The organism is Dokdonella aquatica (genome assembly GCF_051987395.1).
Lineage (GTDB): Bacteria > Pseudomonadota > Gammaproteobacteria > Xanthomonadales > Rhodanobacteraceae > Dokdonella.
The window spans coordinates 2,184,801-2,209,142 of record NZ_CP197094.1; the positions used below are offsets into that span (position 1 = coordinate 2,184,801).

Here is a 24,342-nt window from a genome sequence, read left to right on the forward strand (position 1 = left end):
CTCCGTTTCCAGGCCGTCGCGGCGTCGTCCGCATCCGGATGCAGCCCACCGCGTTCCGCTTCGATCCGTTCCTGCTCGATCCCGCGACGCGCGAGCTGCGCCGTGAAGGCGCGCTCGTCGCGCTGCCGCCGCGCGCGTTCGCCTGCCTCGTCATGCTCGTCGAGCAGCGCGACCGCGCGCTCGGCCGCGACGAGCTGATCGCCGCGCTGTGGCCGCGTGCGAGCGCGAGCGACGTGCAGCTCGGCCAGCTCATCCTGCAATGCCGGCGTGCCCTCGACGACGATGGCCAGGCCCAGCGCACGATCCGCACCGTGCCGGGCTTCGGCTACCGCTGGGTCGCGCCGGTGGAGCCTGTCGTCGCTTCCGACGCGAGCACCGGTCCCGCGGCTCATGGCGACGATCCTGTGCCGCAGGCCACTCCGGTGCCGCCAGTCGCCATGCCGGCCGTTGCGACCGAAGCGCCCCTCGACACGTCAGATCCGCCGACCAGGGTTGCCGGGCAGGCTCGCGATCCCGTCGCGACGCACGTGCCTCGCCGCGGCGGCCGGCTCGCATCGGCCGTTCTCGCCGGTGTGGCGCTCGTCGTGCTGCTTGCCGCGGCCGTTTTCGGCTGGCGCGCGACTTCGACGCATGATGCGACACCGGTCCAGGCCGGCGGGGTCGTCGTGCTGCCGCTGCAGGCGGCCGACGGCGACGGTGCCTGGATCCGCCTCGGCGGCATGGACCTGATCGGCGATCGCCTGCGTCGCAGCGGCATGGCCGTACTGCCGAGCGACGCCACGGTGAGCCTGCTGCGCACGCACGGTGGCGCAGCGATGGGCGCACCGACAGCGCAGGCGCTCGTGGCACTTCGTGACGTGGCGGGCGCGCGCGTGTTCGTGTCGGCGACGCTCGTGCAGCATGACGAACGCTGGCAGGCCGAGGTCGTCGCCGATGCCGGCGACGCGACACCACGCGTCGGTCGCCACGATGACGACTCGCCGATGGTCGCGCTGCGCGAGGCCACCGATCGGCTCGCTGCAGCGCTCGGTCATGTGCCGCCGACGCCGGTCGAACCCGCCGGCGTCGCCGAGACGCTGCAGCGCGCGCGTGCCGCGATGCTCGCCAACGAGCCCGAAGCCGCGCGTGCGATCCTGCTCGCCGATGCGAACCTCGCGAAGGACGCGCCGCGGCTGCGCCAGCAGCTCGCCGAGGTCGACATCCGTGCCGGGCGCTTCGCCGCGGCGCGCGGCGAGCTGCAGGCGCTGCTCGCCGAAACGCCCGCCGCGGCGACGACGTTCCGCGCCGAACTGCTCGCCGCGCTCGGTACCGTCGAGGTGCGTTCGGCCGACTACGCCGCGGCCTCGCGCGTGGCGACCGAGGCGATCGCACTCGATGCCGGCGAGGATCCGATCCTGACCGGACGCCTGCACCTCATGCGTGGCGTCGCGCGCATCTCGCTGCAGGACTACGCCGGCGCGCTCGTCGACAACGGCGTCGCGCGCGAGGCTTTCCAGCGTGCCGGCGATCCGGGCAGCGTCGCGCGCGTGGACTCCAACGTCGGCGCGCTCGAGATCCTGCGCGGGCACCCCGCCCAGGCCGAGCCCTACCTCGAACGCGCGATCGCACGCTTCCGCGAGCTCGGCGTCGTGCAGGAGCCGATCGGCAACCTGCAACTGCTGTTCGTCGCACGCCGCCAGCAGCTGCATCTCGATGCCGCGATGGCGGCGATCGACGAGGCCTGGGCGCAGCGCGATCGCATGGTCAATCCGGACTCGCGCCTGTCGGTGCGCATGTACCGCGTGCAGGCGCTGCTGCGCGCCGGGCGCCTTGGCGAGGCTGCGGTGCTGCTCGACGATCCGGCCAACGATCGCGTGCCGTCGGATCCCTCCGAAGCCGAACGCCTGCCGTTGCTGCGTGCCGAGCTGGCGTGGCGGCGCGGGCGGCCCGAGCAGGCCCTCGCCCATCTCGACGGCCTGCCCGAGGACGAGCTCGCCTCGGCCGACAACGATGTCGTGCGTGCCGACGTGGCCGTGCTGCGCTCGCGCCTCGAGCGCGAACTCGGCATCGTCTCGACGCAGCCGATCCCGCTGCCGGCGTCCGACGCCGGGGCGCCGGTCGCGCATCCACGCGTGCCGTGGCGCCTGCTCGCCTCGGCGAATCGGCTCGCCACGGCGGGACAGGCCGAGGATGCCGAGCGTGCCTACCAGCTCGCGCTCACGACGGCCGACGCGCTCGGCGTCGCCGAGACCCTCGCGGCCGTCGTCGACGACTACACGCGCTTCCTGCTCGCCGCGGGTCGCACCGCCGATGCGGCGGCGCTCGCGCAGCGCATCGCCCTGTGGAGCGGTGGCGACTACGACAGTGCGCTCGTGCAGCTGAGGCTGTCCCGCGCGCAGGGCCGTCGCGAGGCCTGGCAGGCCGCGCTCGATCAGGCCCGGGCGCTCGCCGGCGAGCGCGTGATCCCGGCCGAACTGGTTGACGTGCCGGCCGCCGAGGCGCGCGCGACCACGCCGTAATGCGATCCGAACGCGATCCGAATGTCGCGCGAATCGTGTCGTTTCAGCCGCTTGGCAGGATCGTGACAGGCGCATGTGCCTTCCATCCGACCTGCCGACGAGGACGTTCACCGATGACTCCCGCGATCTTCCGCCCGACCGCCGCGCGCCTCGCGTGCCTGCTCGCCTTCGCCGGCTTCTCCACCGGTGCGCTCGCCGGCACGCCGCCGCAGTACCACCTCGTGCCGATCGAGATCCCGGGCGCGGTCAGCGTCTACGTCGCCAGCGTCAACGATGCGCGCCAGGCGGTCGGCTACTACCTCGAGGCCGAGACCTACGAGAGCCGCGCGTTCCTGTGGGACAACGGCACCGTGCACGTGCTCGGCCTGCCCGACAACCGCGACGAGGGTTCGGCTGCGGCGATCAACAACCTCGGCCAGATCGTCGGCACCTCGGCTCGCTACACCGACGAAGGCGCCGACACGACCGCGCTGCTGTGGGAGGCGTTCGAGCCCGAGGCGTACACGATCATGGGCGAGAACCAGGCGTTCAAGCTCAATCCTGCGGCGATCAACGACCTCGGCGTCGTGGCCGGCCTCGCCTCGGCCGACGGTCACTTCAGCGCGTTCACATGGACGTACGAGAACGATGTCGTCGACTACGGCTGGCCCGATTTCGGCCCGGCCACGCAGGCGTACTGGAGCGGCATCAACGACGCGGGCGACCTCGTCGGTGGCTGGAACTTCCCGGGCAGCCCCGCGCACGCGATCGGTGGCAAGGCCGACGTGCAGGCATTCACGCCGCTCGCCCCCGATGCCGAGAACGTGCCGAGCATGGCCAACGCGATCAACAACCACGGTGTCGTCGCGGGCTCGATGACGTTCGCTGGGCCTGCGGCCGAACCCGCCACGTTCGTCGGTGGCGTGGCGAGTCCGGTGCCGGGTGCCTTGCTCGGCCTCACCAGCGGTTCGGCGAACGGCCTCAACGACGCGGGCGTGATCGTCGGCCGTGCGATCAACCAGGCGACGCTGACGTTCAAGGCCTTCGTGCACATCGACGGCGCCTCGTACGACCTCGCGACGCTGGCCGACAACGCGACGCTCTACGAGCATCTGCTCAACGCGGTCGACGTGAACGCCGAGGGCGCAATCGCCGGTCTCGCGCGTGGTCCGGCCTTCAGCGTGCAGAGCTTCATCGCGGTGCCGGTCGCCGGCGACGCGATCTTCGCGGACGGCTTCGATCCCTGATGCACGCGGGAGGGCCGCGGCCCTCCCGTCCCGCCGCTGCGACGCGACGCCACGCCGTCGCGTCGCCCCGGCAGGCCCGCGCGCACGCCGCGCCTGCGGGCCTGCCCTATACTGCCCTCGCCACGGGCGCGAGCTTCGCGCCTCCCGTGCGACCACCCGCCGGCATGTCGCCCCACGAATCCTGACCGCCGGTCCGTGCCGGCGCCGCGCCCATGGACGGCGTGGTGCCACGCGGCGCGACGGCATGGAGCGTTCCGCATGCCGCTGCTCGACGACTCAGCCTTCGACGCCGATGCCGCGTGGGCCGGCGCCACGCCTGCACGCGCACCACTACATTGGGTCGGCATCCGCCTGGACTGGCTCTACACGCTGCTGCCTTCGCTGACGCGCCGCACGGCCTGTCCCGAGCGCGCGCGCGACGTGCTGCACGAGGCGCTGCTGCGCGTGGTCACGCGCACCGGCGCGCCGATCCGCGAGCCGCAGGCCTACCTGCGCCGCGCGATCGACGCCGTGCTCGCCGACAGCTGGCACGAGGCCTCGCGCTGGGTCGGCCTGCCCGAAGACCACGCCGAGGATGCTTCGCACGGGACCGCGCCGTCGGCCGAGCACGTGGCCGAAGTGCGCGAACGCCTGCTTGTCGTGCAGCGCGTGCTGCGCGTGCTGCCACCGAAGGCACGCGAGGTGTTCTGGCTGTTCCGCATCGAGGGCTGGTCGCACGAGGAGATCGCCGCGCACCTGCGCATCAGCCGCAACATGGTCGAGCGCCATGTCATGCGTGCGATGGTCGACCTGCGTCGCGCGCAGCTCGCCGCGGGAATGTCGTGAAACGCGACGCCACCGAGCAGGCCGCGCTGTGGTTCCTGCGCCTGCGCGAGGCAGGGGCCGACACCGCGCTGCGCACGCGCTTCGAGGCCTGGCGCGACGCGTCGCCCGAGCACGACCGCGAGTTCCGCGCGATCGTCGGGCTGTGGGACGGTTTCGACGACCTCGCCGCGAGTCGTCGCCTCGACGCCGCGGTCACGCACGTGCGTCGTCGCCGTGGCCTGCGTGCCGCGGGTGTCGCCGGCCTGTTCGCCGTGCTCGCGGCCGGCGTGTTCGCGTGGTGGCAGGCGATGCCGCGCGGCGAGGTTGCCGTGATCGTGCTCGAGGCGCCGCGTGGCGCGACGCGCGAGCACGTGCTCGTCGACGGCAGCCGCGTGCTGCTCGGCGCCGGCTCGGCCGTCGAGGTCGCGTTCTCGCACGGCGCGCGTGACGTGCGCCTGCTTGCGGGCGAGGCGCGCTTCGAGGTCAGCTCCGATGCATCGCGCGTCTTCTCGGTGACCGCCGGTGATGCGCGCGTGCGCGTGACCGGCACGCGCTTCGTGGTCGCGCGCCATGCGCACGACACCGCCGTCACCGTGCTCGAGGGGCGTGTCGCGGTCGCGTCGGTCGTGCCGGGCGGCGAACTCGCGCTGGTCGCGGGTGACGCCGTCGACGTCGACGACGGCGCGGCACCGCGCCGTGTGACGCGCCCGGTCGCCGAGGCCGAGGCGTTCGTGGAGGCGCGCCTCGTGTTCCGCCAGGCCTCGCTCGAGGACGTCGCGCTCGCGCTGTCGCGCTACCGCGACAAGCCGGTCCTCGCGGCGCCGGGCGGGCCGCGCATCGACGCGGTCGTGCAGGCCGCGCGCGTGGAGGATGTGCTGCGTGTGCTGCCCGGCATCGCGCCGGTGCGCGTGGTCGAGGAGGATGCCGCCACGCGGCTCGTGCCGCGGTGACCCGAATGTCGACATCAGGGTGCGCACGCCTTCGCGCGTCAACCCTGCGACCCGCCACCACGGCGGCCCCGCTGGAGATCCCGATGTCCCCGATCCACACCCGCCTCGTGCGCAGCCTGCGCCGCGCGCTGGCCCCGCTCGCGTTCGGCCTCGCTGTCACCGCACACGCAGCACCCCTCGACTACGACGTGCCCGCGCAACCGCTCGCCGACGCGCTGCGTCATATCGCCGACCGCGGCGGCGCCTCGCTCGCCGTCGACAGCGCGCTGCTCGACGGCCGCCGCGCACCGGCCGTGCGCGGGCAGCTCGAGGTCGGTGCCGCGCTGCGCGACGCGCTCGCGGGCAGTGGCCTCGAGGCCGTCGAATCGGCGCCGGGCCTGTGGAGCGTGCGCAAGGCCGCGACGGCGTCTGCGCCGGCCGCGCGCACGGACACGCCGACCGAACTCGGCGACGTGGTCGTCGTCGGCGCGCTGACCGACGTCGAACTCGATCGCGCCGACATCCAGCGGACGCAGTCGTACACGTTGTCCGACCTGTTCCGCAGCGTGCCGTCGGTGTCGGTCGGCGGCTCGCTCGGCATCGCGCAGAAGATCTACGTGCGCGGTCTCGAGGATTCGATGCTCAATGTCACGGTCGACGGCGCGCCGCAGCGCGGCACGCTGTTCCACCACGTCGGCCGCGTGTCGATCGAGCCCGAGCTGCTCAAGACGGTCGACGTGCAGGCCGGCGCCGGCGAGGCGACCTCGGGCTTCGGCGCGGTCGGCGGCGCGATCCGCTTCCGCACCGTCGATCCGGTCGACCTGCTCGCGCCGGACCGCGACCACGGCGCGATCATCAAGGGCGGCTGGTCGAGCAACGACGGCTACAAGGCCAGCGCGACCGCGTTCTCGCGCCTCGGCGGCGAGGTCGGCATCCTCGCCTCGTTCGTGCACGTCGACAACGACGCGATGCAGGACGGCAACGGCGACACATTGCGCGGCTCGGCCGCGCGCCAGGATCTCGCCTTCATCAAGGTCGGCGGCGATCTCGGCGACGGCCATCGCCTCACCGCGAGCTACGAGCAGCGCAAGGAGCGCGGCGCGTTCGGCCAGCGCCCGAACTGGCCCGTGCTCGAGGACCAGCCGCTGTTCGCGGTCGAGGGCGAGCGCAGCACCGGCGTCGTCAACTACGGCTACCAGGCCAGCGAGGCATTCGACGTGGAGGCGACGCTCTACGGCACGCGTACCGAGTTCGAGCAGGACCGCTGGGATCGCTGGGGCCGCTACGGCGCGCGCATCGACGGCTGGGGCGGCGACCTGCGCGGCCGCCTCGTCGCGGCCGACCACGTGCTCGTGTTCGGCGTCGAACACCGCAACGACGAAGTGGTCGGGCGCTTCCTCGACCCGGCCGAGGTCTGGGCCGACTGGGCCTGGGATCCCGCGATCGGCCGCTTCGTCGAATCGGGCAAGCTGCTCGGACTGTACGTGCAGGACCAGTGGCAGATCGCTGAACCGCTGCTGCTGAGCTTCGGTGCGCGCTACGACGCCTACGACCTCGATCTCGACACCTACGGCGAATCGACCGACAGCGACGACATCAGCCTCAATGCCGGCGCGAGCTGGGCGATCACCGACGCGCTCACATTCAACGCGGGCTGGGCGCAGGCGTTCCGCGGCAAGGAGATCGGCGACGCGTTCACGCTCGAGCGCCGTCCCGGCCGCCTGAGCCTGTCGCCGACGCTGCGTCCCGAGACGGTCGACAACATCGAGGCCGGCTTCGCGTGGCAGCGCGACGCGTGGCGCGCCTCGGCGGTGTACTACCGCATGACCATCGACGACGTCGTGCTCGACCAGCTCGGCTCGGGGCCGGCGCCGCAGAGTCCGGTCTACTACGAGAACGTCGGCCGCTTCCGCTCGCGCGGCGTCGAGATCAAGGGCGGCTGGCACGCCGGCGCGTGGTCGGTCGATGCCTACTACAACCGCTACGACTCGCGTCTCAACGGCCACCGCATCGAGGGCTACGAGCACATCGCGCTCGGCAACTCGATGGGCGCGAACTGGAACCTCGACGTGCGCTGGGATCCGATCGCGAAACTCGGCTTCGGCGCGACCGTCACGCGCGTCGAGGATCTCGACGGCATCGAGGTGCTGTTCCGCGAAGCCGAACTCGGATGGATCGACGGCACGCGCTTCGTCGACAAGCCCGGTTACACGGTGGTCGACCTGTTCGCGCGCTGGCAGCCGCTCGAGACCGACCGGCTCGAGCTGCACGCCGGCGTCTACAACCTGACCGATCGCCAGTACCGCTCGCACGCGAGCGTCGCCGACTACCGCGGCATTCCGGGCTACGAGATCGTCGCCGGCCTGCCCGAGCCGGGGCGCAACGTGCGCCTGTCGGCGACGCTGCGCTTCTGATCCGCACGCACGGCTGTCAGGGGAAGATCCGAGCTCTGGGTCGAGCGACCAGCGGCGCTTCCACAGTGTGCATCCCGGCGTTCGTTGTCACGCGATGGACGCCGATTCGGCGCCCCGTCCGCAGTGGCGTCGCACTCGAGCCCCTCTCCCTCCGGGAGAGGGGTTGGGGAGAGGGTGCGGGATTGCGATGACGCCAGATCTTTGTCGCGAGGCCGTACCCTCATCCGGCCCCGCGGGCCATCCCGTATCGGGGTACGGGGCAGGCTCTTCTCCCGGAGGGGGAAGGGAAAAGATGATGCAGCAGCCCTGCTGCACGCGGCGCCGCGAGTCTCAGCGTTCGAGCACCGCGCGCAGCGCGCCTGCGTCGGCCGCGATCGGCTCGGCGTGCGAAGGACGCTCGAGCAGTTCGGCGAGTGCCGGCGGCGCCTCGACCGCATGGCCGACCAGCGGCTCGACGATGCGTTCGAACTTGGCCGGATGTGCGGTCGACACGATCGCCCAGTCGCCGTCGTCGCCTTCGGCGCGCAGGCCTTCGAGCACGTGTGCGGCGCAGGCCGTGTGCGGACACAGCACCGTGCCGTAGCGCGCCGGTGCGGCCGCGAGCGTCGTGCGGATCGTGTCGTCATCGACCGCGCGTGCGGTGAATGCCGCGCGCAGCGCGTCGTCGTCCGGATGGAACCAGCGCAGGCGCTCGACGTTGCTCGGTGCGCCGACGTCCATCGCGTTGGCGAGCGTGGCCACGCTCGCCGCAGGCGTGTACGGCGCGCCGGCGAAGAAGTCGGGCAGCACGCGGTTCGCGTTGGTCGCGAGCACGATGCGCCCGATCGGCAGCCCGCTGTCACGCGCGAGGATCGCCGCCATCGCATTGCCGAGGTTGCCGGTCGGCACGACGAAACCGAGCGCGCGGCCGTGCGCGCGCCAGTGCGAGAGCGAGGACGCCGCGTAATAGGCCATCTGCGGCAGCAGCCGGCCGAGGCTGATGCTGTTGGCCGAGCTCAGCGGCACGACGGCCTGCAGGTCGCGGTCGGCGAGGGCCTGCTTGGCGAGGCGCTGGCAGTCGTCGAAGCTGCCGGCCACGCGCAACGCCTGCACGTTGTCGCCGAAGCAGCCGAGCTGGTGCGCCTGGCGCGGCGACACACGGCCGTCCGGGTAGAGGATCACGACACGCAGGCCCGGCACGCGATGGAAGGCCGCGCCGACCGCGGCACCGGTGTCGCCCGAGGTCGCGACGACGATCGTCAACGGCTTTGTGCCCGTGTGCACGCGGCGCATGCACGCGGCGAGGAAGCGCGCGCCGAAATCCTTGAACGCGGCGGTCGGGCCGTGGAACAGCTCGAGCAGCCAGGTCGACGGCGGCGTCAGCGCGACGAGTGGTGCAGGGATGTCGAGGGCCTCGGCACAGATCGGGCCGAGGTCGCCGGCGAGTGCATCGCCTTCGAACAGCGGTGCGAGCAGGCGATGCGTGATCGCGGGCAGCGTGTCGATGCCGTCGAAATCGGCCGGCGTGAAGCGCGGCAGCGTCGCCGGTACGTAGAGGCCGCCGTCGGGTGCGAGCCCGGCCAGCAGCGCCTCGCTCAGGTTCTTCGCGGCGGGACCGCCGCGCGTGCTCGGGAACGTCATGCGATCACCCGGGCCGCGGGCCCGTCGACGGGGGACACGTAGGCTTCGCTCGCGAAGCCGGCTTCTGCGAAGGCGGCCTGCATCGCGGGCGCGGCGTGCTCGGCGCGCCCGCGGTCCTCGAACCACGCGAACACGCTCGGCCCCGCACCGGAGATGCTCGCGCCGAGCGCGTCGTGGTCGAGTGCCGCCTGCTTGACCGCCGCGAAGCCCGTGATGAGCGGCGCGCGGCGCGGCTCGACCACGACATCGGCGAGGCCGGCACGCACGAGGCCCGCATCGCCGCGGAAGCATCCTGCCAGCACGAGCGCGAGGTTCGCGCTCTGCGCGACGAGGTCGTGCAGCGCATAGGCACCGCGCAGCGCCTCGCGCGCACGACGCGTCTCGAGTACCGCATCGGGATGCACGACGACGCAATGCCAAGCCGCCGGCACCGGAATGCGCACGAGGCGGTCGGCGGTGGCGAGTGCGAGCCCGCCGAGCAGCATCGGCCCGACGTTGTCGCCGTGCATGCTGCCGCTCGCGACGGCTTCGCCGGCGAGCGCGAACGGATACAGCTCCTCGGCCGGCAGCGGCTGGTCGAGCAACGCATTGGCGGCGACGAGCGCGGCCACGCACGAGGCCGCCGAGCCGCCCATGCCCGAGCCGAGCGGAATGCCCTTGTCGAGCTCGAGCGCGAAGCCGTGCGGCAGCGCGAGCGCCTCGCAGAACGCGATCAGTGCGCGTCCCGCGGTGTTGCGCTCGGCCTCGAGCGGCAGGTCGACGACGCTGCCGCGGATCGCCTCGATGCGCACGACGGGCTCGTCGAGGATGCGCACGGTGGCACGGTCGCCGGGGCCGTCGAAGGTCTGGCCGAGCACGTCGAAGCCGACCGCGACGTTGCCGATGCTCGCGGGCGCGAAGGCGGTCGCGTGGCTCATGCGCGCCTCCGCATGCCGCACATGTTCCCTTCGATCGCGCCGCTCACAGCTTCGCCCCGATCGCCGCGCCGACGCGCAGCAGATCGGCGAACACGCCCGCCGCGGTGACCTCGCGCCCGGCGCCCGGGCCCTGCACGATGAGCGGGTTGGTCGCGTAGCGGCGCGTCGTGAACTGCACGATGTTGTCGGTCAGGCGCAGGTTCGCGAACGCGTGGGTGGCAGGCAGTTCGGCGAGGCCGACACTGGCGCGGCCATCACGGTCGAGGCGCGCGACGTAGCGCAGCACGCAGCCGGCGTCGCGGGCACGTGCGAGCTTCGCGGCCATCGCGTCGTCGAGCGAATCCAGCTGCGCGATCGCATCCTCGCGAGACAGCGCGAGCAGTTCGGCGGGCACGAGGCCTGTCACGTCGACGTCCTCGAGCGCGAGGGCCTGACCGGCTTCGCGCGCAAGGATGACGAGCTTGCGCGCGACGTCGACGCCGGACAGGTCGTCGCGTGGATCGGGCTCGGTGTAGCCCATCGCGAGGGCCTCGCGCACGAGGGTCGAGAATGGCTTGCTGCCGTCGTAGGCGTTGAACAGCCACGCCAGCGTACCCGACAGGATGCCCTCGACGGCGACCAGTTCGTCGCCCGTGTCGATGAGGTCGCGCAGCGTCTGCACGACCGGCAGTCCCGCGCCGACCGTGGCCTCGTAGCGCCAGCGCGCGCCGCTCGCCTCGCCGGCGGCGCGGATCGCCTGCCAGCGTTCGAGCGGGCCGGCGCCAGCCTGCTTGTTCGGCGTGATCACGTGGATGCCCGCGGCGAGCCACTCGGCGTAGCGCGCGGCCACCGTGTCGCTGGCGCTGCAGTCGACGATGACGGCATGCGGCAGATGGCCGGCGTGCACGTGCGCGGTGAAGCGGTCGAGGTCGGGCGGCGTGTCGCTCGCCTCGAGCTTGTCGGCCCAGTCGGCCTCGAGTTCGCCGGCTTCGTGCGTCCACAGGCGTCGGCTCGAGGCGATCGCGCGCACGCGCAGGTCGAGGTGCGCGCTGCGGCGCAGGCGCGGGATCGCCTCGCGCAGCTGGTCGAGCAGTGCGCGGCCGACGTTGCCGGGGCCGATCACGCCGACCGAGATCGTCTGCGCCGACAGCCAGAAACCCGAATGCACGGCGCGCAGCGCGCGTGCCGCGTGCTGGCTGTCGAGCGCAACCGAAATGTTGCGCTCCGAGGCGCCCTGCGCGATCGCGCGGATGTTGACCTGAGCACGGCCTAGCGTCGCGAACAGGCGCGCGGCGACGCCGGGCGTGCCGGCCATGCCGTCGCCGACCGCGGCGAGCACGCTGATGTTGGAGGTGAGCGTGATCGCCTGCAGCTGGCCCGCGGCGAGCTCGCGCGCGAACACCGCGTCGAGCGCGACCTTGGCGCGCTCGGCATCGGCACCCTTCACGACGCAGCAGATCGAGTGCTCGGACGAACCCTGCGAGATCATGACGACCGAGACGCGTGCGTCGCGCAGCGCCGCGAACACGCGTTCGGCGGTGCCGGGCACGCCGATCATGCCGGCGCCTTCGACGTTCACCACGGCGAGGCCGTCGGCGAGCGAGAGGCCGCGCACGGGGCCGTCGCTGGCGTCGCCGAGCGTCGAGATGCAGGTGCCCGGATGCGCGGGGCGGAACGTGTTGCGGATGTGGATCGGCAGGCCGAGCGCCATCGCCGGCATCATCGTCTGCGGATGGATCACCTTGGCGCCGAAATAGGCGAGTTCGCAGGCCTCCTCGTACGACAGCGCATTGAGCGAAACGGCTTCGGGCACGAGGCGCGGATCGGCCGAGAGCACGCCGTCGACGTCGGTCCAGATGTGCAGCTCGCGCGCGTCGAACAGCGCCGCGAAGATCGCACCCGAGTAGTCGCTGCCGTTGCGCCCGAGCACGGTCGCGCGGCCGTCGGCGTCGCGCGCGACGAATCCGGTCACGACGATGCGTGGCTGCGGATGGCGCGAACGCCACTCGGCGAGGCGCGCCGCACTGGCCTGCCAGTCCACCGAGACACCGAGTTCGCCGTGCGAGACGACCAGCACCTCGCGCGCGTCGAGCAGCGCACACGGCTGGCCCAGCGCGTCGACGTGGGCACGCAGCAGGTGCGCCGACCAGACCTCGCCGAGGCCCTGGATCGCCTCGAGCGCCTCGCGTGCCGGGATACCGAGCACGGCGAGGGCCTTGAGCGTTTCGGCGAGGTCGGCGAAGCGTGCGTCGAGCCAGACGCGCATCGCGCCGGAACGGTCGCCGAGCAGCTCGCGCGCGGTCTCCAGATGACGCTCGCGCAGCGTCTCCCAGTTCGTGCGCCAGGCCGTGTCCTTCGCGGCGGCCGCGGTGGCGAGGCCGATCAGCGCGTCGGTGACGCCCTGCATCGCCGAGACCACGGTGACCTGCACGGCGTCGTCGCGCTCGAGCAGGATCGCGCCGACGCGGCGGTAGCGCTCCGCGTTGGCGAGCGACGAGCCGCCGAACTTGTGCGCGGTCGCGACCGCATGACCCCCGCCCGCGAGCGGGCCCAGGTTGTGCCGCGTCGCGGCGAGGGTGGCGGACAGGTTGGCGAACGGACTCATCGGGCCTCCGGTTGATGGCCCCGCGTTCGTCGAGGTGGGGGTGATCCCGCAACCTCGTCGAGGCGCGGGACCGTTGCTTGCGAAACTAGTCGCACACGACGATCCACGCGCGGTGGCGCGTGGTAATCATCGTCGTAGTGGTCATGTCGGTGCGGCGCATCGGGCTAGTGGAATCGATCGCCGGGGGCGCTGTCAAGGACGGCGTGCGCGCGGCTTCCATTTGGCCGTCTTTGCGTCGATATGCGGGGTCTTGAGCAGGCCGCGCAGTTCGTCCTGCTCGACGCTGTCCAGCGCACCCTCGCGCTGGCGCTGCAGGAGGTCGTCGAGGCGCTGCTGGGCGGTCTGCGCGTCGAGCTGGGCGATCGCGCCACGGAACTCGGCGCGGCCCTCGTCGTCGCCGAACACGATGTCCATCGTGGCGAGCTTGTGCAGCGCGGCGGCCTCCTCGCGTCCGGCCATGTGTTCGAGCAGCGCCCCGGTGGTGATCGCGGGACGTTCACGGCACAGGCGGATCAGTTCGACGAGCAGGGTGACGCCAGGCTGGCGCAGCGTCGCGAACGTCCACGGCGGCTCGATCTCGAGCGCGAGCGCCGGGCGTTGCACGAGCAGCGCGACGGCCGTACGCACGAGCGAGCGCTGCGGCGGCGAGGCATTCGGTCGCGGCGGACGTGCGTTGGCGGCCGATGGCGTCGCGGTGGCGACGCCGGCGATGCGCTCGAGCTCGCCGTGCATGAGGTCGCGGAATGCGCCGTCGGGGATCTGCGCGAGCAGCGGGCGGGCGCGCTCGGCGAGTCGCGCCTTGCCGTCGAGATGGGCGAGGTTGATGTCGCGGCCGGTTTCGGCGAAGAAGAACGTGCTCAGCGGCGTCGCGTCGCGCAGGCGCGCCTCGAAGCCGTCGAGGCCTTCCTTGCGGATCAGCGAGTCGGGATCCTCGCCGTCGGGCACGAACAGGAACCAGGCCTGGCGGCCGTCGCGCATGCGCGGCAACACGGACTCCACTGCGCGCCACGCGGCCTGGCGGCCGGCGCGGTCGCCGTCGAAGCAGAAGTACACGTCGGCCGCGTTGCGGAACAGGATTTCGGCGTGGTCGCTCGTGGTCGCCGTGCCGAGCGTCGCGACGGCCTGGGTGATGCCGTACTGGTGCAGCGCGATGACGTCCATGTAGCCCTCGACCACGAGCAGGCGCGGGATCTTCGAATGCGCTTCGCGCACCTGCCACAGGCCGAACAGTTCGCGGCCCTTGTGGAACAGCGGCGTCTCGGGCGAATTGAGGTACTTCGGGCCGCCGTCGTCCTTGACCAGCACGCGGCCGCCGAACGCGATCGTGCGGCCGCGCCGGTCGAGGATCGGGAACATCACGCGATCGCGGAAACGGTCGTACTTGCCGCCGCGTTCGCCGATCGACAGCATGCCGGCCTTCTCGAGCAGCGCGAGGCGCGCGGTGTTGGTGCCGAGCGCGGACTTGAGCGCATCCCACTGGTCCGGCGCGTAGCCGAGGTTGAAGCGCGCGAGGATGGCCTCGTCGAGGCCGCGCCGCGCGAAGTAGTCGCGTGCGGTGTCGCTGCGTGCGAGCTGCGTGCGGAAGAACGTCGCCGCCTCGGCGAGCACGCCGTAGAGGTCGGCCGCGTCCTCGCGCGGGGCCTGCTTGCGTCCGCCCTCGTACGGCACCTCGAGGCCGACGCGCGCGGCGAGTTCCTCGATCGCGTCGGGGAACTCCAGGCGGTCGTAATCCATGAGGAAGCGGATCGCGCTGCCGTGCGCGCCGCAGCCGAAGCAGTGGTAGAACTGCTTGGCCGGGCTCACCGTGAACGACGGCGAGCGCTCGTCGTGGAACGGGCAGCGTGCGGTCCAGTCGCGCCCGGCCTTCTTCAGCGTGACGCGCTCCTGGATCACGTCGACGATGTCGACGCGGGCGAGGAGGTCGTCGATGAAGCGTTCGGGGATGCGGCCGGCCATCACGTCAGTGTAGCGGCCGCACCCGCGCGACGTCGCTCAGTCGGGCGCCCCGGTGACGACGTCGCCGAACACGCGCGATGGCACGCCGGCCTCGACGCGCACGTACACGCGCAGCTCGCGCTCGAAGCGCAGCGGCTCGGCGAAGCCGAAGCTCGCGCGCGAGCGGCCTTGCAGTTCGGGCGCGTAGGTCACGCCGACGCCACCGTTGACGACCCCGCCGAGTGCGGCTTCGGACGCGCCGAGGCCGCTCAGGAACACGGTGCGGCCGTCGATCTCGACGTAGGCCGTGACCTGGGTGGCGTCGACGCCGAGCGCATTGACGCGCGCACCGACGAACACGCCCGGGCCGCGGATCTGGGCGAGCGTGTACTCGCCGGGCATCGGCGCCACATGCAGGATGCGCGTATTGACCGGCGTGCGCACCGAGGCGAACGCGGACGGGCAGGCCGCGGCGAGGGCGAGCGCGGCGGCGAGAAGGCGGAAGGGCAGGGGCATCGGGCGATCCTCGTGGCAGGGGAACTCCCTTCCACGGGCGATGCACCCGGCAGGGGCCGCCGAGCGGCGGCCCCGTTGCGCGGGATTCAGCCGGCGAGCTTGCGCTTGATGAGTTCGGAGACCTTGCCCATGTCGGCGCGGCCGAGTACCTGCGGCTTCACCTGGGCGACGACCTTGCCCATGTCGCGCGGGCCGGCGGCGCCGGTCTCGCTGATCGCGGTCGCGACGATGAGATCGATTTCGGCCTCGCCGAGCGCGGCCGGCAGGTAGGCCTCGATCACGGTGACTTCGGCACGCTCGACGGCAGCGAGGTCCTCGCGCGACGCGGCCGTGAACTGCTCGATCGAGTCGCGACGCTGCTTGACCATCTTCTCGAGCACCGCCAGCACCTGGGTGTCGTCGAGCTCGATGCGTTCGTCGACTTCACGCTGCTTGAGCGCGGCGAGCACGAGGCGGATCACGCCGAGGCGATCCTTCTCGCCGGCGCGCATGGCGGCCTTCATGTCGTCGGTGATGCGGGCTTTGAGCGCGGACATCGGAACACCTCGTGCAGGGAACGGAAAGCACAAACGCCGACGGCCGGCTTCGCTTGCGCGAGGCCGGCCGAAGGATCAGCCCGGATGGTGCGGTGCCCGTGACCGGGACCGCGGGGAGCCGTCGGCGCCAGAAGGCGGCCGGCGGCGCCGGGGCATCAGTACATGCGCTGGCGCTTGGTGACGTCGCGCGAGACGCGACGCAGGTGGCGCTTGACCGCGGCAGCGCGCTTGCGCTTGCGCTCCTGGGTCGGCTTTTCGTAGAACTCGCGCTTGCGCACTTCGGCCAGCACGCCGGCCTTCTCGCAGGTGCGCTTGAAGCGGCGCAGGGCAAACTCGAACGGTTCGTTTTCGCGAACTTTGACGCTGGGCATGGTCACTCCACGGTAAACTGGACACCCGGGCTCTCGGGCGAGCCGCGCATTCTATCCTGATGACTTCGAGCTTTGCAAAACCCGGCCCCGTCCTCGGCGTGGAGACCTCCTGCGACGAGACCGGCGTCGCGGTCTACGACCGCGAGCGCGGCCTGCTCGCGCACACCTTGTACAGCCAGGTCGACCTGCACGCCGAGTACGGCGGCGTCGTGCCCGAGCTGGCTTCGCGCGACCACGTGCGCAAGCTGCTGCCGCTGGTGCGCCAGACCCTGTCCGACGCCGGCATCGCGATCGAGTCGCTCGGCGGCGTCGCCTACACGGCCGGCCCGGGCCTGGTCGGCGCGCTGCTGGTCGGCGCGGCCGCGGCGCGCTCGCTGGCCTGGGCGCTCGAGGTGCCCGCGATCGGCGTGCATCATCTGGAAGGCCACCTGCTCGCGCCGCTGCTCGAGGCCGACCCGCCCGAGCCGCCGTTCGTCGCGCTGCTCGTGTCGGGTGGCCATTCGATGCTGATCGCGGTGGACGGCATCGGCCGTTATCGCCTGCTCGGCGACACGCTCGACGACGCCGCCGGCGAGGCCTTCGACAAGACCGCCAAGCTCATGGGCTTGCCCTACCCGGGCGGGCCGGCGCTCGCGCGCCTGGCCGAGGGTGGCGATCCGAACGCGTTCCGCTTCTCGCGGCCGATGACCGACCGTCCCGGGCTCGACTTCAGCTTCTCGGGCCTCAAGACCCAGGTGCTGCAGGCCTGGCAGCGCAGCGACCGGGCCGAGGACACGCGCGCCGACATCGCGCGCGGCTTCGAGGAGGCGATCGTCGAGACGCTCGCGATCAAGTGCCGGCGCGCGCTCGAGGCGGCCGGTGCACGCCGGCTCGTCGTCGCGGGCGGCGTCGGCGCGAACCGGCGCCTGCGCGCCCAGCTCGCCGACGCCGGCGCGCGTGAAGGCTTCAGCGTGCACTTCCCGCGGCTCGAGTTCTGCACCGACAACGGCGCGATGATCGCGCTCGCGGGCGCGATCCGCCTGCACGGTGGCCAGCTCGACGACGCGCAGATCCGCGTGTTCCCGCGCTGGGACCTCGAGGGATTGCCCGCCGTCGAGGCGGGCTGAGGCTGACGCGTCAGTCGCGCCACTCGTCGTCGAAGCCGTCGCCAAACAGCGGATCCGGCAGCACGGCGTCGACCGTGAACTCGATGTACGACGGTGACGCGAAGTCGCCGCCCCCGACGTACTCCGCACCGAAGCGGCCGGGCCGGATCGGGCCGTTGTAGGCGTCGGTCGTGACGCTGTGGTTGAACACGCCCGCACCGGACCAGCCGAGGCTGGCGCCCGTGATGCGGACCTGGGTCTGCGCGCCGGTCGCGGGCACGTCGAAGGCGACGTAGAACTCCGAGGCATCCTGGCCCGGGTACGAGGTGTAGTCGGCGATGACGACCGTCGTGGACAGGATCTCGCCCTCCGAGATCTGCCCCCAGTCGCCGCCGAACCATCCGTACGACGCGGCCATGTTGGCGACGTCCGGGAAGTCGTAGCGCACCGTGACGACCGCGGCCGTGGCGGGCGCGGCGGCGACGAGCAGGGCAAGGGCGAGGGCGAGGCGGTTCATGGGCAGGGCTTCCGGCATGGGGAGTGCCGATTGGAGCGATCGCAGCCGTGTCGGGTCATGACGGAATCATGACGAGGGTCTCCCGGATGCTGATGCAGGCGTGACGCGCGTCTCACCGCGCGGCCAGCCGGCCCGGATCGCGCTGCTCGTCGGGCAGGGCGACGAGCGCCGCGCGGCGGATGCGCTCGGCGGCGGCATCGGTGCGATGGCCCTCGGCCTCGAGCGCCGCGATGCGCAGCAGCAGGGCATCGGGATGGTCGCGCAGCCATGCCTGCCATGCCGGATCCGCGAGCACGGCCGAGGCCTGCCCGCGTTCGAGGCGCCAGCGCGCGAGCTGGAACCACGCGGCCAGCGTGGCGGGACCGCGGTCGTTGCCGCGACCGTGCACGAACGCGGCGAGCGCCGTCATCGCGCCGTCGGCATCGCCCCCAACATGGCGCAGCTGGGCGTCGATGACCGGCAGGTAGGTGCGCAGCAGCGGATGGCCGGCTTCGGCTTCGGCGGCATCGCGGTAGCGGTCGGCGAGACGTGCGGCGAGCGCGGCATCGCCTTGCACGGTCGCGATGCGGACCGCCTCGGCCGTGACCTGTGCGGCGTTGCGCTGCATGCCACCCGAGGCATAGAGCGTGTAGGCGCGATCGAGGTGGTCCATGGCCGCTGCCCAGCGGCGCGCGCGTTGTTCGAGATCGCCGAGGGTGGCGTGTGCCTCGGCCTGCCAGTACGCATTGTCCTCGTGCTCGCCCGCGGCGAGCACGTCGTTCGCGGCGCGTGTCGCGAGATCGGGCTGGTCGAGCGCGGCGAGCGTCCAGGCGGCGAGCACCATCGTCAGCGCTTCGAACTGGCGATCCCCCCGGTGGCGCGCGATGCGCAGGGCCTCTGCGATCAGCGGCATCGCCTGGGCCGGGCGGCCCTTGTTGAGTTCGGTCGCACCGAGGTTGGCGAGCAGGCCGGTCTCGAGGTGGGCATCGCCGCTGCCGCGCGCGGCGTCGAGCGCCTCCCGCAGGCGCGCCGCGGCACGTTCGGCATCGCCTTCGCTGTTGTCGACGCCGGCGAGGTTGGCGAGCACGAGCGCCTCGCGGCGCCTGTCGGCGGCACGTCGCGCGATCGCGAGCGCGTCCTCGAAATGCCCACGCGCCGTCGCCGTGCGACCGCGGTCGTCCTCGATCGAGCCGTAGGCGACCGCGAGCTCGGCGCGGAACAGCGGACGCACCAGCGTGCCGGGCAGGGCGAGCGCCTCGTCGAGGCGGCGCGTGGCCGCGTCGAGGTCGCCGCGTCGGTAGGCGACCGAGGCGAGCTGGCGCAGCGCCTCGCCGAGCAGCACGTCGTCGCCGCGTTCGCGCGCGGCATCGGCGACGCGCGTGGCCTGCGCGGTGCCGGCCTCGAGGTCGTCGGTCATGACCAGCGCGGTGGCGAGGCGCAGGCGTGGCCACAGCAGGTCGGCATCGTGGTCGATGCACAGTTCGAAGTACCTGCGTGCGCCGAGCAGGTCGCCGCGAAGCTGCGCATCGAGGCCGCGCGCATAGGCCTCGGCGACGAACGCGTCGCGGATGCCGGACTCGGCCGCTGCCGCTGGCGTGACCGAACCGCGCGCGAGCCAGCCGCGCACGCGCGCGGCCGCGTCGGCGGCCAGCGCCGCCGGTGCCTCGCCGTGCAACTCGTCACGCCGCTCGATGCCGTCGCGGCCAACGAGCCGCACCACGAGCCGGTGCAGCGGTCCGACGCGATCGAGTTCGGCGAACACCACGTGGCTGGTGCCGGATGCCGCGACGAGCGCGCGTCGCTGCGCCGCGTCGTCGACGGCCACGTCGGCGAGCACCTCGCGCACGGTCGCCGACGGCACCACGTCGAGGTCGGGATGTTCGGCCAGCATCGCGGCGAGCAGGCCCATCATGCCGTGGCTCACCCAGGCCAGCGAGGTGTCGCCGCTGCGTTCGGCCACGGGTGCGACGGCGAGCACCGGGCGTGGCGCGGCCTCGGCAACGCGATCCCTGGCGTGCCACGCGAACGCGGCGACGGCGGTCGCCACGAAGACGAGCGCGATGCCCGCGATGCGCCACGCGGTTTGCCGGCGCGGGGATGCCGCAGGCGCAGGTGTGCCGCGCGCGGGCGGCGCCGAACCCACCGGTTCGGCGTGAGGCGGTGCAGGTGCCGGATCGTCGGCATCGATCGCACCGACCCATTGCAACCCGTGCGCGTGCACGGTGCGGATCACGCGCTGCGTGTTGCCGTCGTCGCCGAGCGCGCGGCGTGCCTTGCGCAGCAACTGCGACAGCGCGGCGTCGGTGACCGGGCGGTGCCCCCAGAGCGCCTCGCCGATCTCGCGCTTGGACAAGGCGCGCCCGTTCGCCGAGGCGAGCAGCAGGATCAGGTCGAACACCTTGGATTCGACGTCCAGCCTTGCGCCGTCGTGCCACAGCTCGCGCGTGTCGACGTCGATGAGGCGGTCGCCGGTGCGGAAGCGCGCGGGCAGGGACACGTGGTACTCGGAGCGGGGATTGTCGGCGATGGTAGGCGAGGGGATGCGTGCCTGCCATGGCGCGGCGTCGGATCCTCCGGGACGTCGACCGACGCGCGATCGTCGCGCGCGCCGGCGCGCTTGGCCATAATCGCCGACCCGCACGCCGGACCCGGACCATGGACTACGTCTTCATCGACGACCTGCGCATCGACACCGTGATCGGCATCTTCGACTGGGAGCGCCGCATCCGCCAGACCGTCGCGCTCGACATCGAGATGCGTTTCGACAACACGCGCCCGGCCGCCACCGACCGCATCGAGGACACGCTCGACTACAAGGCCGTGTCCAAGCGCCTCATCGCGTTCGTCGAGGCGGCCGAGTTCCAGCTCGTCGAGACGCTGGCCGAGCGTTGCGCGGCGATCATCCTCGACGAGTTCGGCGTCGGCCACGTGCGCCTGCGCCTGTCCAAGCCCGGCGCCGTGCGTGGGTCGCGCGCGGTCGGCGTGCAGATCGAGCGTTCGCGCGGCTGAGGCGCCTCGTTCCCGCTTGACGGCCGCCCGGCGATACGGGCATGTTGCCATGCAATATCGCCATGAGCGCCGGCGTCCGGTGACGCCGGTCGGCGCGGCCAAGGTGAGCGAATGGACTGGGGGCGTTACCGTTCATCCACCTACGACGAACTGATCCAGGCCGACGGGCAGCCACGTCCCGCGGCGCGTCAACTCGTCGACTACCTCGCCGGCCTGTCGCGCCGCGAGCTCGCCGAACGCCAGGTCGCCGCCGACGTCGCCGCGCGTGTCATGGGCGTCACCTTCACGGTCTACTCCGAAGGCCGCAACGTCGACCGCACGCTGCCGTTCGACCTCATCCCGCGCGTGATCGCGCGACCCGAGTGGGAGCGCACCGAAGCAGGCCTGCGCCAGCGCATCCGCGCGCTGAACCTGTTCATCGGCGACATCTACGGCGAGCAGAAGATCGTCAAGGACCGCGTGTTCCCGGGCGCGCTCCTCAAGGATTCGGTCAACTTCCGCAAGCAGTGCGTCGGCGTGAAGCCGCCGCTCGGCATCTGGTCGCACATCTGCGGCTCGGACCTCGTGCGTGACGGGGACGGCACGCTCTACGCGCTCGAGGACAACCTGCGCATCCCGAGCGGCGTGTCGTACATGCTCGAGAACCGCCTCGTCGCCAAGCGCGTGTTCCCCGAGCTGTTCGAGACCACGGCGATCCTGCCGGTCGACGCCTATCCCTCGCAGCTCTACGACACGCTCGCCGCGCTGACGCCGCGCCCGGGCGACATCCCGGTCATCGCGCTGCTGACGCCGGGCATCTACAACAGCGCCTACTTCGAGCACTGCTACCTCGCGCAGAGCATGGGCATCGAGCTCGTCGAGGGCGGCGACCTGTTCGTCGACGACGACGACTGCACCTACATGCGCACGGTCTACGGGCCGCAGCGCGTCGACGTGATCTACCGCCGCGTCGACGACCTGTTCATCGATCCCGAGGTGTTCCATCCCGATTCCGTGCTCGGCGTGAAGGGCCTGATCCGCTCGTGGCGCGCCGGCAAGGTCGCGCTCGCGAACGCGCCGGGCGCCGGCGTGGCCGACGACAAGGTCGTGTTCGCCTACGTGCCGAAGATGATCAAGTACTACCTCGGCGAGCAGGCGATCCTGCCGAACGTGCCGAGTTACCTGTGCGCCGAGAAGAAGGACCGCGACTACGTGCTCGCCAACATCGAGCAGCTCGTCGTCAAGCCGGCCAACGAGTCGGGCGGCTACGGCATGCTGATCGGGCCGCGCGCGACCAAGCGCCAGCACGAGCAGTTCCGCAAGCTGATCCTCGCCAACCCGCGCAACTACATGGCGCAGCCGACGCTGTCGCTGTCGACCGCGCCGATCATCACCGACAAGGGCCCGCAGCCGCGCCACCTCGACCTGCGTCCGTTCGTGCTGTCGGGCAACGACATCCACGTCACCACGGGCGGGCTCACGCGCGTGGCGATGAAGCGCAACTCGCTCGTCGTCAACTCGTCGCAGGGCGGCGGCGCCAAGGACACGTGGATCGTCGACCTGGACGAGGTGCCCTGATGCTGTCGCGCGTCGCCGAAAACCTCTACTGGTTCAGCCGCTACGTACGGCGTGCCGAGAACACCGCGCGCCTGGTCGGCGTGAGCGGCCAGCTGCAGCTCGACATGCCGCGTGCGGCACGCTTCGACTGGCGTCCGCTCATCGACACGGTCGGTGCGGGCGACGTGTTCGCGAAGCTGTACCCGGACTCGGACGAGCAGGCCAGCGAAGCCGACGTCATGCGCTTCCTCATGATCGACGAGCGCAACCCTCTCTCCTTGCGCGGCTCGGTGCGGCATGCGCGCGAGATCGTGCGCACGATCCGCGAGACGCTGCCGCAGGAAGTCTGGGAAGCGGTCAACGACATCCACCTCTACATCGATGCGCAGGGCGAGCGCAGCGTCGGGCGACGCTACCGCCTCGAGTTCGTCAACCGCGTCATCGACGGCTGCCTGCGCGTGTCGGGCCTGCTCACGGCCAACGTGAGCCGCGGCATCGGCTACCAGTTCCTGCGTCTCGGCACCGCGCTCGAGCAGGCCGACATGACCACGCGCATCATCGACGCGGGCGCCGCCGGCATCGTGCGTGCACGTGTCGCCGAGAACGCCGAGGCGTTCAACGCGATGCAGTGGATGAGCGTGCTGCGTTCGCTCGCGGCGTTGCAGATGTACCGGCGCCACGTGAAGCAGCGCGTCACGCCCGAGCTCGCGCTGCGCTTCCTGCTGCAGAACGACGAGTTCCCGCGCAGCGTGCTGTTCTGCCTGAGCCGCGCGCGCGGCATCCTGCCGTCGATGCCCGAGCGCAAGGCGGTCGGCAAGGCGCTGGAGGTTTCGGTCGCGCTCGTGCGCGACGCGGACGCCGCCAAGCTCGGCGACGATCCCTGCGACTTCATGGACCGCATCCAGGTCAGCCTCGGGGCGTTGCACGCGGTCGTGCACGAGGCCTACTTCAAGGTCTGAAGCGGCGAGGTCACTGCTGTTGCTGTTGCTGCTGTGCGTCGCCGGCATCGACGCGCACGTCGCGCGCCGGTGGCATCGGCGCGGGGATCTCCCACGCGAACTTCGGCAGGCTGCGCACCGCGGCCTCGAGCTTGCGCGACCATGTGTCGTGGATCTCGGCGTAGAGCGGCGTGTCCTCGTCGAGGCGCAGGCGCTCGGCCACGCGCAGCGCGTCGGTGCGCACGAGCACGAGGTCGATCGGCAGGCCGACCGAGACGTTGGAGCGGATCGTCGAATCGAGCGACACGAGCGCGCAGCGCGCGGCGTCCTCGAGGCGCGTGTCGGCGTCGATGATGCGATCGAGGATCGGCTTGCCGTACTTGGACTCGCCGATCTGCAGGTACGGCGTCTCGGGCGACGCCGCGATCGCATTGCCGAGCGGGTAGACGAGCATGATCGCGGGCTCGCTGCCGGCGACCTGGCCGCCGAGCACGAGCGTGGCCTCGACGCTCACGCCGTGCTGCGCGGCGTCGCGCACCTGCGCCTGGGCGGCGACGAGCAGGCTGCCGACGTAATCGGCCGCTTCGGCGACATCGTGTGCCGTGGCGAGACCGGGGACCGGCTGTGGCGAGGCCATGTCGCGGCGCAGCCGTGCGACGACGGCCTGGGTCGTGGCGAGGTTGCCCGAGGTCAGCAGCACGAACACGCGCTCGCCGGGCACCTCGAACACGTGCAGCTTGCCGTGCACGCGCACGTCGTCGAACGAGGCGCTGGTGCGCGTATCGGCCGCGAACACGAGGCCTTCGCGCACCTGGATGCCGACGCAGTAGGTCATGTCGCTGCCCGATGGTGTGCCGGTCGGGGATTCTAGCGGCCGCACGCTTGCGCGTACCGCCCGCGAGCCGCGATGCTGGGCGATCCGCCACGT

19 protein-coding genes are annotated in these 24,342 nt (G+C 72.0%); 9 read left to right on the forward strand and 10 right to left on the reverse strand.

The window, feature by feature from the left end:
* Positions 1-38: 38 nt before the first annotated feature.
* The 5 genes from ACQQ2N_RS09595 to ACQQ2N_RS09615 all read left to right on the forward strand — a co-directional run bounded on the left by ACQQ2N_RS09595 (position 39) and on the right by ACQQ2N_RS09615 (position 7,871).
* Complete coding sequence (locus ACQQ2N_RS09595) at positions 39-2,498, forward strand: winged helix-turn-helix domain-containing protein (RefSeq protein WP_440225490.1); 2,460 nt, start codon at positions 39-41, stop codon at positions 2,496-2,498.
* A gap of 113 nt (positions 2,499-2,611) precedes the next feature.
* Positions 2,612-3,724 carry a hypothetical protein gene (locus tag ACQQ2N_RS09600; protein ID WP_440225491.1) on the forward strand — a complete coding sequence of 371 codons (1,113 nt, stop codon included), beginning with the start codon at positions 2,612-2,614 and terminating at the stop codon, positions 3,722-3,724.
* A 258-nt stretch (positions 3,725-3,982) separates the two neighbouring features.
* Positions 3,983-4,549: an RNA polymerase sigma factor gene (locus ACQQ2N_RS09605; protein ID WP_440225492.1), complete on the forward strand. Its 567-nt coding sequence runs from the start codon at positions 3,983-3,985 to the stop codon at positions 4,547-4,549.
* Positions 4,546-5,478 carry a FecR family protein gene (locus ACQQ2N_RS09610; protein ID WP_440225493.1) on the forward strand — a complete coding sequence of 311 codons (933 nt, stop codon included), beginning with the start codon at positions 4,546-4,548 and terminating at the stop codon, positions 5,476-5,478. Before ACQQ2N_RS09605 ends, ACQQ2N_RS09610 begins: the two co-directional genes overlap by 4 nt.
* Before the next feature lie 83 nt (positions 5,479-5,561).
* Complete coding sequence (locus ACQQ2N_RS09615) at positions 5,562-7,871, forward strand: TonB-dependent receptor domain-containing protein (protein WP_440225494.1); 2,310 nt, start codon at positions 5,562-5,564, stop codon at positions 7,869-7,871.
* Between the two features lie 330 nt (positions 7,872-8,201).
* On the opposite strand, the gene thrC is transcribed toward ACQQ2N_RS09615, so the two are convergent.
* The 7 genes from thrC to rpsU form a co-directional block, all read right to left on the reverse strand.
* Positions 8,202-9,491 (reverse strand): threonine synthase, encoded by a 1,290-nt coding sequence (gene thrC, locus ACQQ2N_RS09620; RefSeq protein WP_440225495.1) that lies wholly within the window; start codon positions 9,489-9,491, stop codon positions 8,202-8,204.
* Complete coding sequence (locus ACQQ2N_RS09625; RefSeq protein WP_440225496.1) at positions 9,488-10,408, reverse strand: homoserine kinase; 921 nt, start codon at positions 10,406-10,408, stop codon at positions 9,488-9,490. Before ACQQ2N_RS09625 ends, thrC begins: the two co-directional genes overlap by 4 nt.
* Positions 10,409-10,451: 43 nt before the next feature.
* Positions 10,452-12,992, reverse strand: a complete 2,541-nt coding sequence (thrA, locus tag ACQQ2N_RS09630; protein ID WP_440225497.1) for a bifunctional aspartate kinase/homoserine dehydrogenase I — start codon at positions 12,990-12,992, stop codon at positions 10,452-10,454.
* A gap of 192 nt (positions 12,993-13,184) precedes the next feature.
* Entirely contained in the window at positions 13,185-14,948 is a 1,764-nt protein-coding gene (gene dnaG / locus ACQQ2N_RS09635; RefSeq protein WP_440225498.1) for a DNA primase, read from the reverse strand.
* A gap of 36 nt (positions 14,949-14,984) precedes the next feature.
* Positions 14,985-15,443, reverse strand: a complete 459-nt coding sequence (locus ACQQ2N_RS09640; protein ID WP_440225499.1) for a hypothetical protein — start codon at positions 15,441-15,443, stop codon at positions 14,985-14,987.
* Positions 15,444-15,529: 86 nt separating this feature from the next.
* Entirely contained in the window at positions 15,530-15,979 is a 450-nt protein-coding gene (locus tag ACQQ2N_RS09645) for a GatB/YqeY domain-containing protein (RefSeq protein WP_440225500.1), read from the reverse strand.
* A gap of 155 nt (positions 15,980-16,134) precedes the next feature.
* Positions 16,135-16,350 (reverse strand): 30S ribosomal protein S21, encoded by a 216-nt coding sequence (rpsU, locus tag ACQQ2N_RS09650; RefSeq protein ID WP_092405488.1) that lies wholly within the window; start codon positions 16,348-16,350, stop codon positions 16,135-16,137.
* A 59-nt stretch (positions 16,351-16,409) separates the two neighbouring features.
* Here rpsU and tsaD point away from each other — a divergent pair, with 59 nt between their 5' ends.
* Positions 16,410-17,456 (forward strand): tRNA (adenosine(37)-N6)-threonylcarbamoyltransferase complex transferase subunit TsaD, encoded by a 1,047-nt coding sequence (tsaD, locus tag ACQQ2N_RS09655; protein WP_440225501.1) that lies wholly within the window; start codon positions 16,410-16,412, stop codon positions 17,454-17,456.
* A gap of 10 nt (positions 17,457-17,466) precedes the next feature.
* Here tsaD and ACQQ2N_RS09660 read toward each other — a convergent pair whose 3' ends face one another.
* A complete protein-coding gene (locus tag ACQQ2N_RS09660; protein WP_440225502.1) occupies positions 17,467-17,952 on the reverse strand; it encodes a hypothetical protein in 486 nt (161 codons plus the stop codon).
* 112 nt (positions 17,953-18,064) lie between these two features.
* The gene (locus tag ACQQ2N_RS09665; RefSeq protein WP_440225503.1) at positions 18,065-20,428 is read right to left on the reverse strand and encodes a winged helix-turn-helix domain-containing protein; all 2,364 of its coding nucleotides are present in this window, start codon (positions 20,426-20,428) and stop codon (positions 18,065-18,067) included.
* A 158-nt stretch (positions 20,429-20,586) separates the two neighbouring features.
* Here ACQQ2N_RS09665 and folB point away from each other — a divergent pair, with 158 nt between their 5' ends.
* The 3 genes from folB to ACQQ2N_RS09680 all read left to right on the forward strand — a co-directional run bounded on the left by folB (position 20,587) and on the right by ACQQ2N_RS09680 (position 23,435).
* Positions 20,587-20,940, forward strand: a complete 354-nt coding sequence (gene folB, locus ACQQ2N_RS09670; RefSeq protein WP_440225504.1) for a dihydroneopterin aldolase — start codon at positions 20,587-20,589, stop codon at positions 20,938-20,940.
* 111 nt (positions 20,941-21,051) lie between these two features.
* The gene (locus tag ACQQ2N_RS09675; RefSeq protein ID WP_440225505.1) at positions 21,052-22,497 is read left to right on the forward strand and encodes a circularly permuted type 2 ATP-grasp protein; all 1,446 of its coding nucleotides are present in this window, start codon (positions 21,052-21,054) and stop codon (positions 22,495-22,497) included.
* On the forward strand, positions 22,497-23,435 hold the full coding sequence (locus tag ACQQ2N_RS09680; RefSeq protein WP_440225506.1) for an alpha-E domain-containing protein: 939 nt from the start codon (positions 22,497-22,499) through the stop codon (positions 23,433-23,435). The genes ACQQ2N_RS09675 and ACQQ2N_RS09680 overlap by 1 nt, the downstream gene beginning before the upstream one ends.
* A gap of 10 nt (positions 23,436-23,445) precedes the next feature.
* Here ACQQ2N_RS09680 and ACQQ2N_RS09685 read toward each other — a convergent pair whose 3' ends face one another.
* Entirely contained in the window at positions 23,446-24,249 is an 804-nt protein-coding gene (locus ACQQ2N_RS09685; RefSeq protein WP_440225507.1) for a 20S proteasome subunit A/B, read from the reverse strand.
* Positions 24,250-24,342: the final 93 nt, after the last annotated feature.

Excerpts from the sequence above, each read along its gene's own strand:
- ACQQ2N_RS09640 (WP_440225499.1), bottom strand. The coding sequence starts at position 15,443 with ATGCCCCTGCCCTTCCGCCTTCTCGCCGCCGCGCTCGCCCTCGCCGCG.
- ACQQ2N_RS09625 (WP_440225496.1), bottom strand. The coding sequence starts at position 10,408 with ATGAGCCACGCGACCGCCTTCGCGCCCGCGAGCATCGGCAACGTCGCG.
- ACQQ2N_RS09595 (WP_440225490.1), top strand. The coding sequence starts at position 39 with ATGCAGCCCACCGCGTTCCGCTTCGATCCGTTCCTGCTCGATCCCGCG.
- ACQQ2N_RS09675 (WP_440225505.1), top strand. The coding sequence starts at position 21,052 with ATGGACTGGGGGCGTTACCGTTCATCCACCTACGACGAACTGATCCAG.
- ACQQ2N_RS09605 (WP_440225492.1), top strand. The coding sequence starts at position 3,983 with ATGCCGCTGCTCGACGACTCAGCCTTCGACGCCGATGCCGCGTGGGCC.
- ACQQ2N_RS09685 (WP_440225507.1), bottom strand. The coding sequence starts at position 24,249 with ATGACCTACTGCGTCGGCATCCAGGTGCGCGAAGGCCTCGTGTTCGCG.
- ACQQ2N_RS09615 (WP_440225494.1), top strand. The coding sequence starts at position 5,562 with ATGTCCCCGATCCACACCCGCCTCGTGCGCAGCCTGCGCCGCGCGCTG.
- ACQQ2N_RS09680 (WP_440225506.1), top strand. The coding sequence starts at position 22,497 with ATGCTGTCGCGCGTCGCCGAAAACCTCTACTGGTTCAGCCGCTACGTA.
- thrA (WP_440225497.1), bottom strand. The coding sequence starts at position 12,992 with ATGAGTCCGTTCGCCAACCTGTCCGCCACCCTCGCCGCGACGCGGCAC.
- tsaD (WP_440225501.1), top strand. The coding sequence starts at position 16,410 with ATGACTTCGAGCTTTGCAAAACCCGGCCCCGTCCTCGGCGTGGAGACC.
- dnaG (WP_440225498.1), bottom strand. The coding sequence starts at position 14,948 with ATGGCCGGCCGCATCCCCGAACGCTTCATCGACGACCTCCTCGCCCGC.
- thrC (WP_440225495.1), bottom strand. The coding sequence starts at position 9,491 with ATGACGTTCCCGAGCACGCGCGGCGGTCCCGCCGCGAAGAACCTGAGC.
- folB (WP_440225504.1), top strand. The coding sequence starts at position 20,587 with ATGGACTACGTCTTCATCGACGACCTGCGCATCGACACCGTGATCGGC.
- rpsU (WP_092405488.1), bottom strand. The coding sequence starts at position 16,350 with ATGCCCAGCGTCAAAGTTCGCGAAAACGAACCGTTCGAGTTTGCCCTG.
- ACQQ2N_RS09660 (WP_440225502.1), bottom strand. The coding sequence starts at position 17,952 with ATGAACCGCCTCGCCCTCGCCCTTGCCCTGCTCGTCGCCGCCGCGCCC.
- ACQQ2N_RS09645 (WP_440225500.1), bottom strand. The coding sequence starts at position 15,979 with ATGTCCGCGCTCAAAGCCCGCATCACCGACGACATGAAGGCCGCCATG.
- ACQQ2N_RS09600 (WP_440225491.1), top strand. The coding sequence starts at position 2,612 with ATGACTCCCGCGATCTTCCGCCCGACCGCCGCGCGCCTCGCGTGCCTG.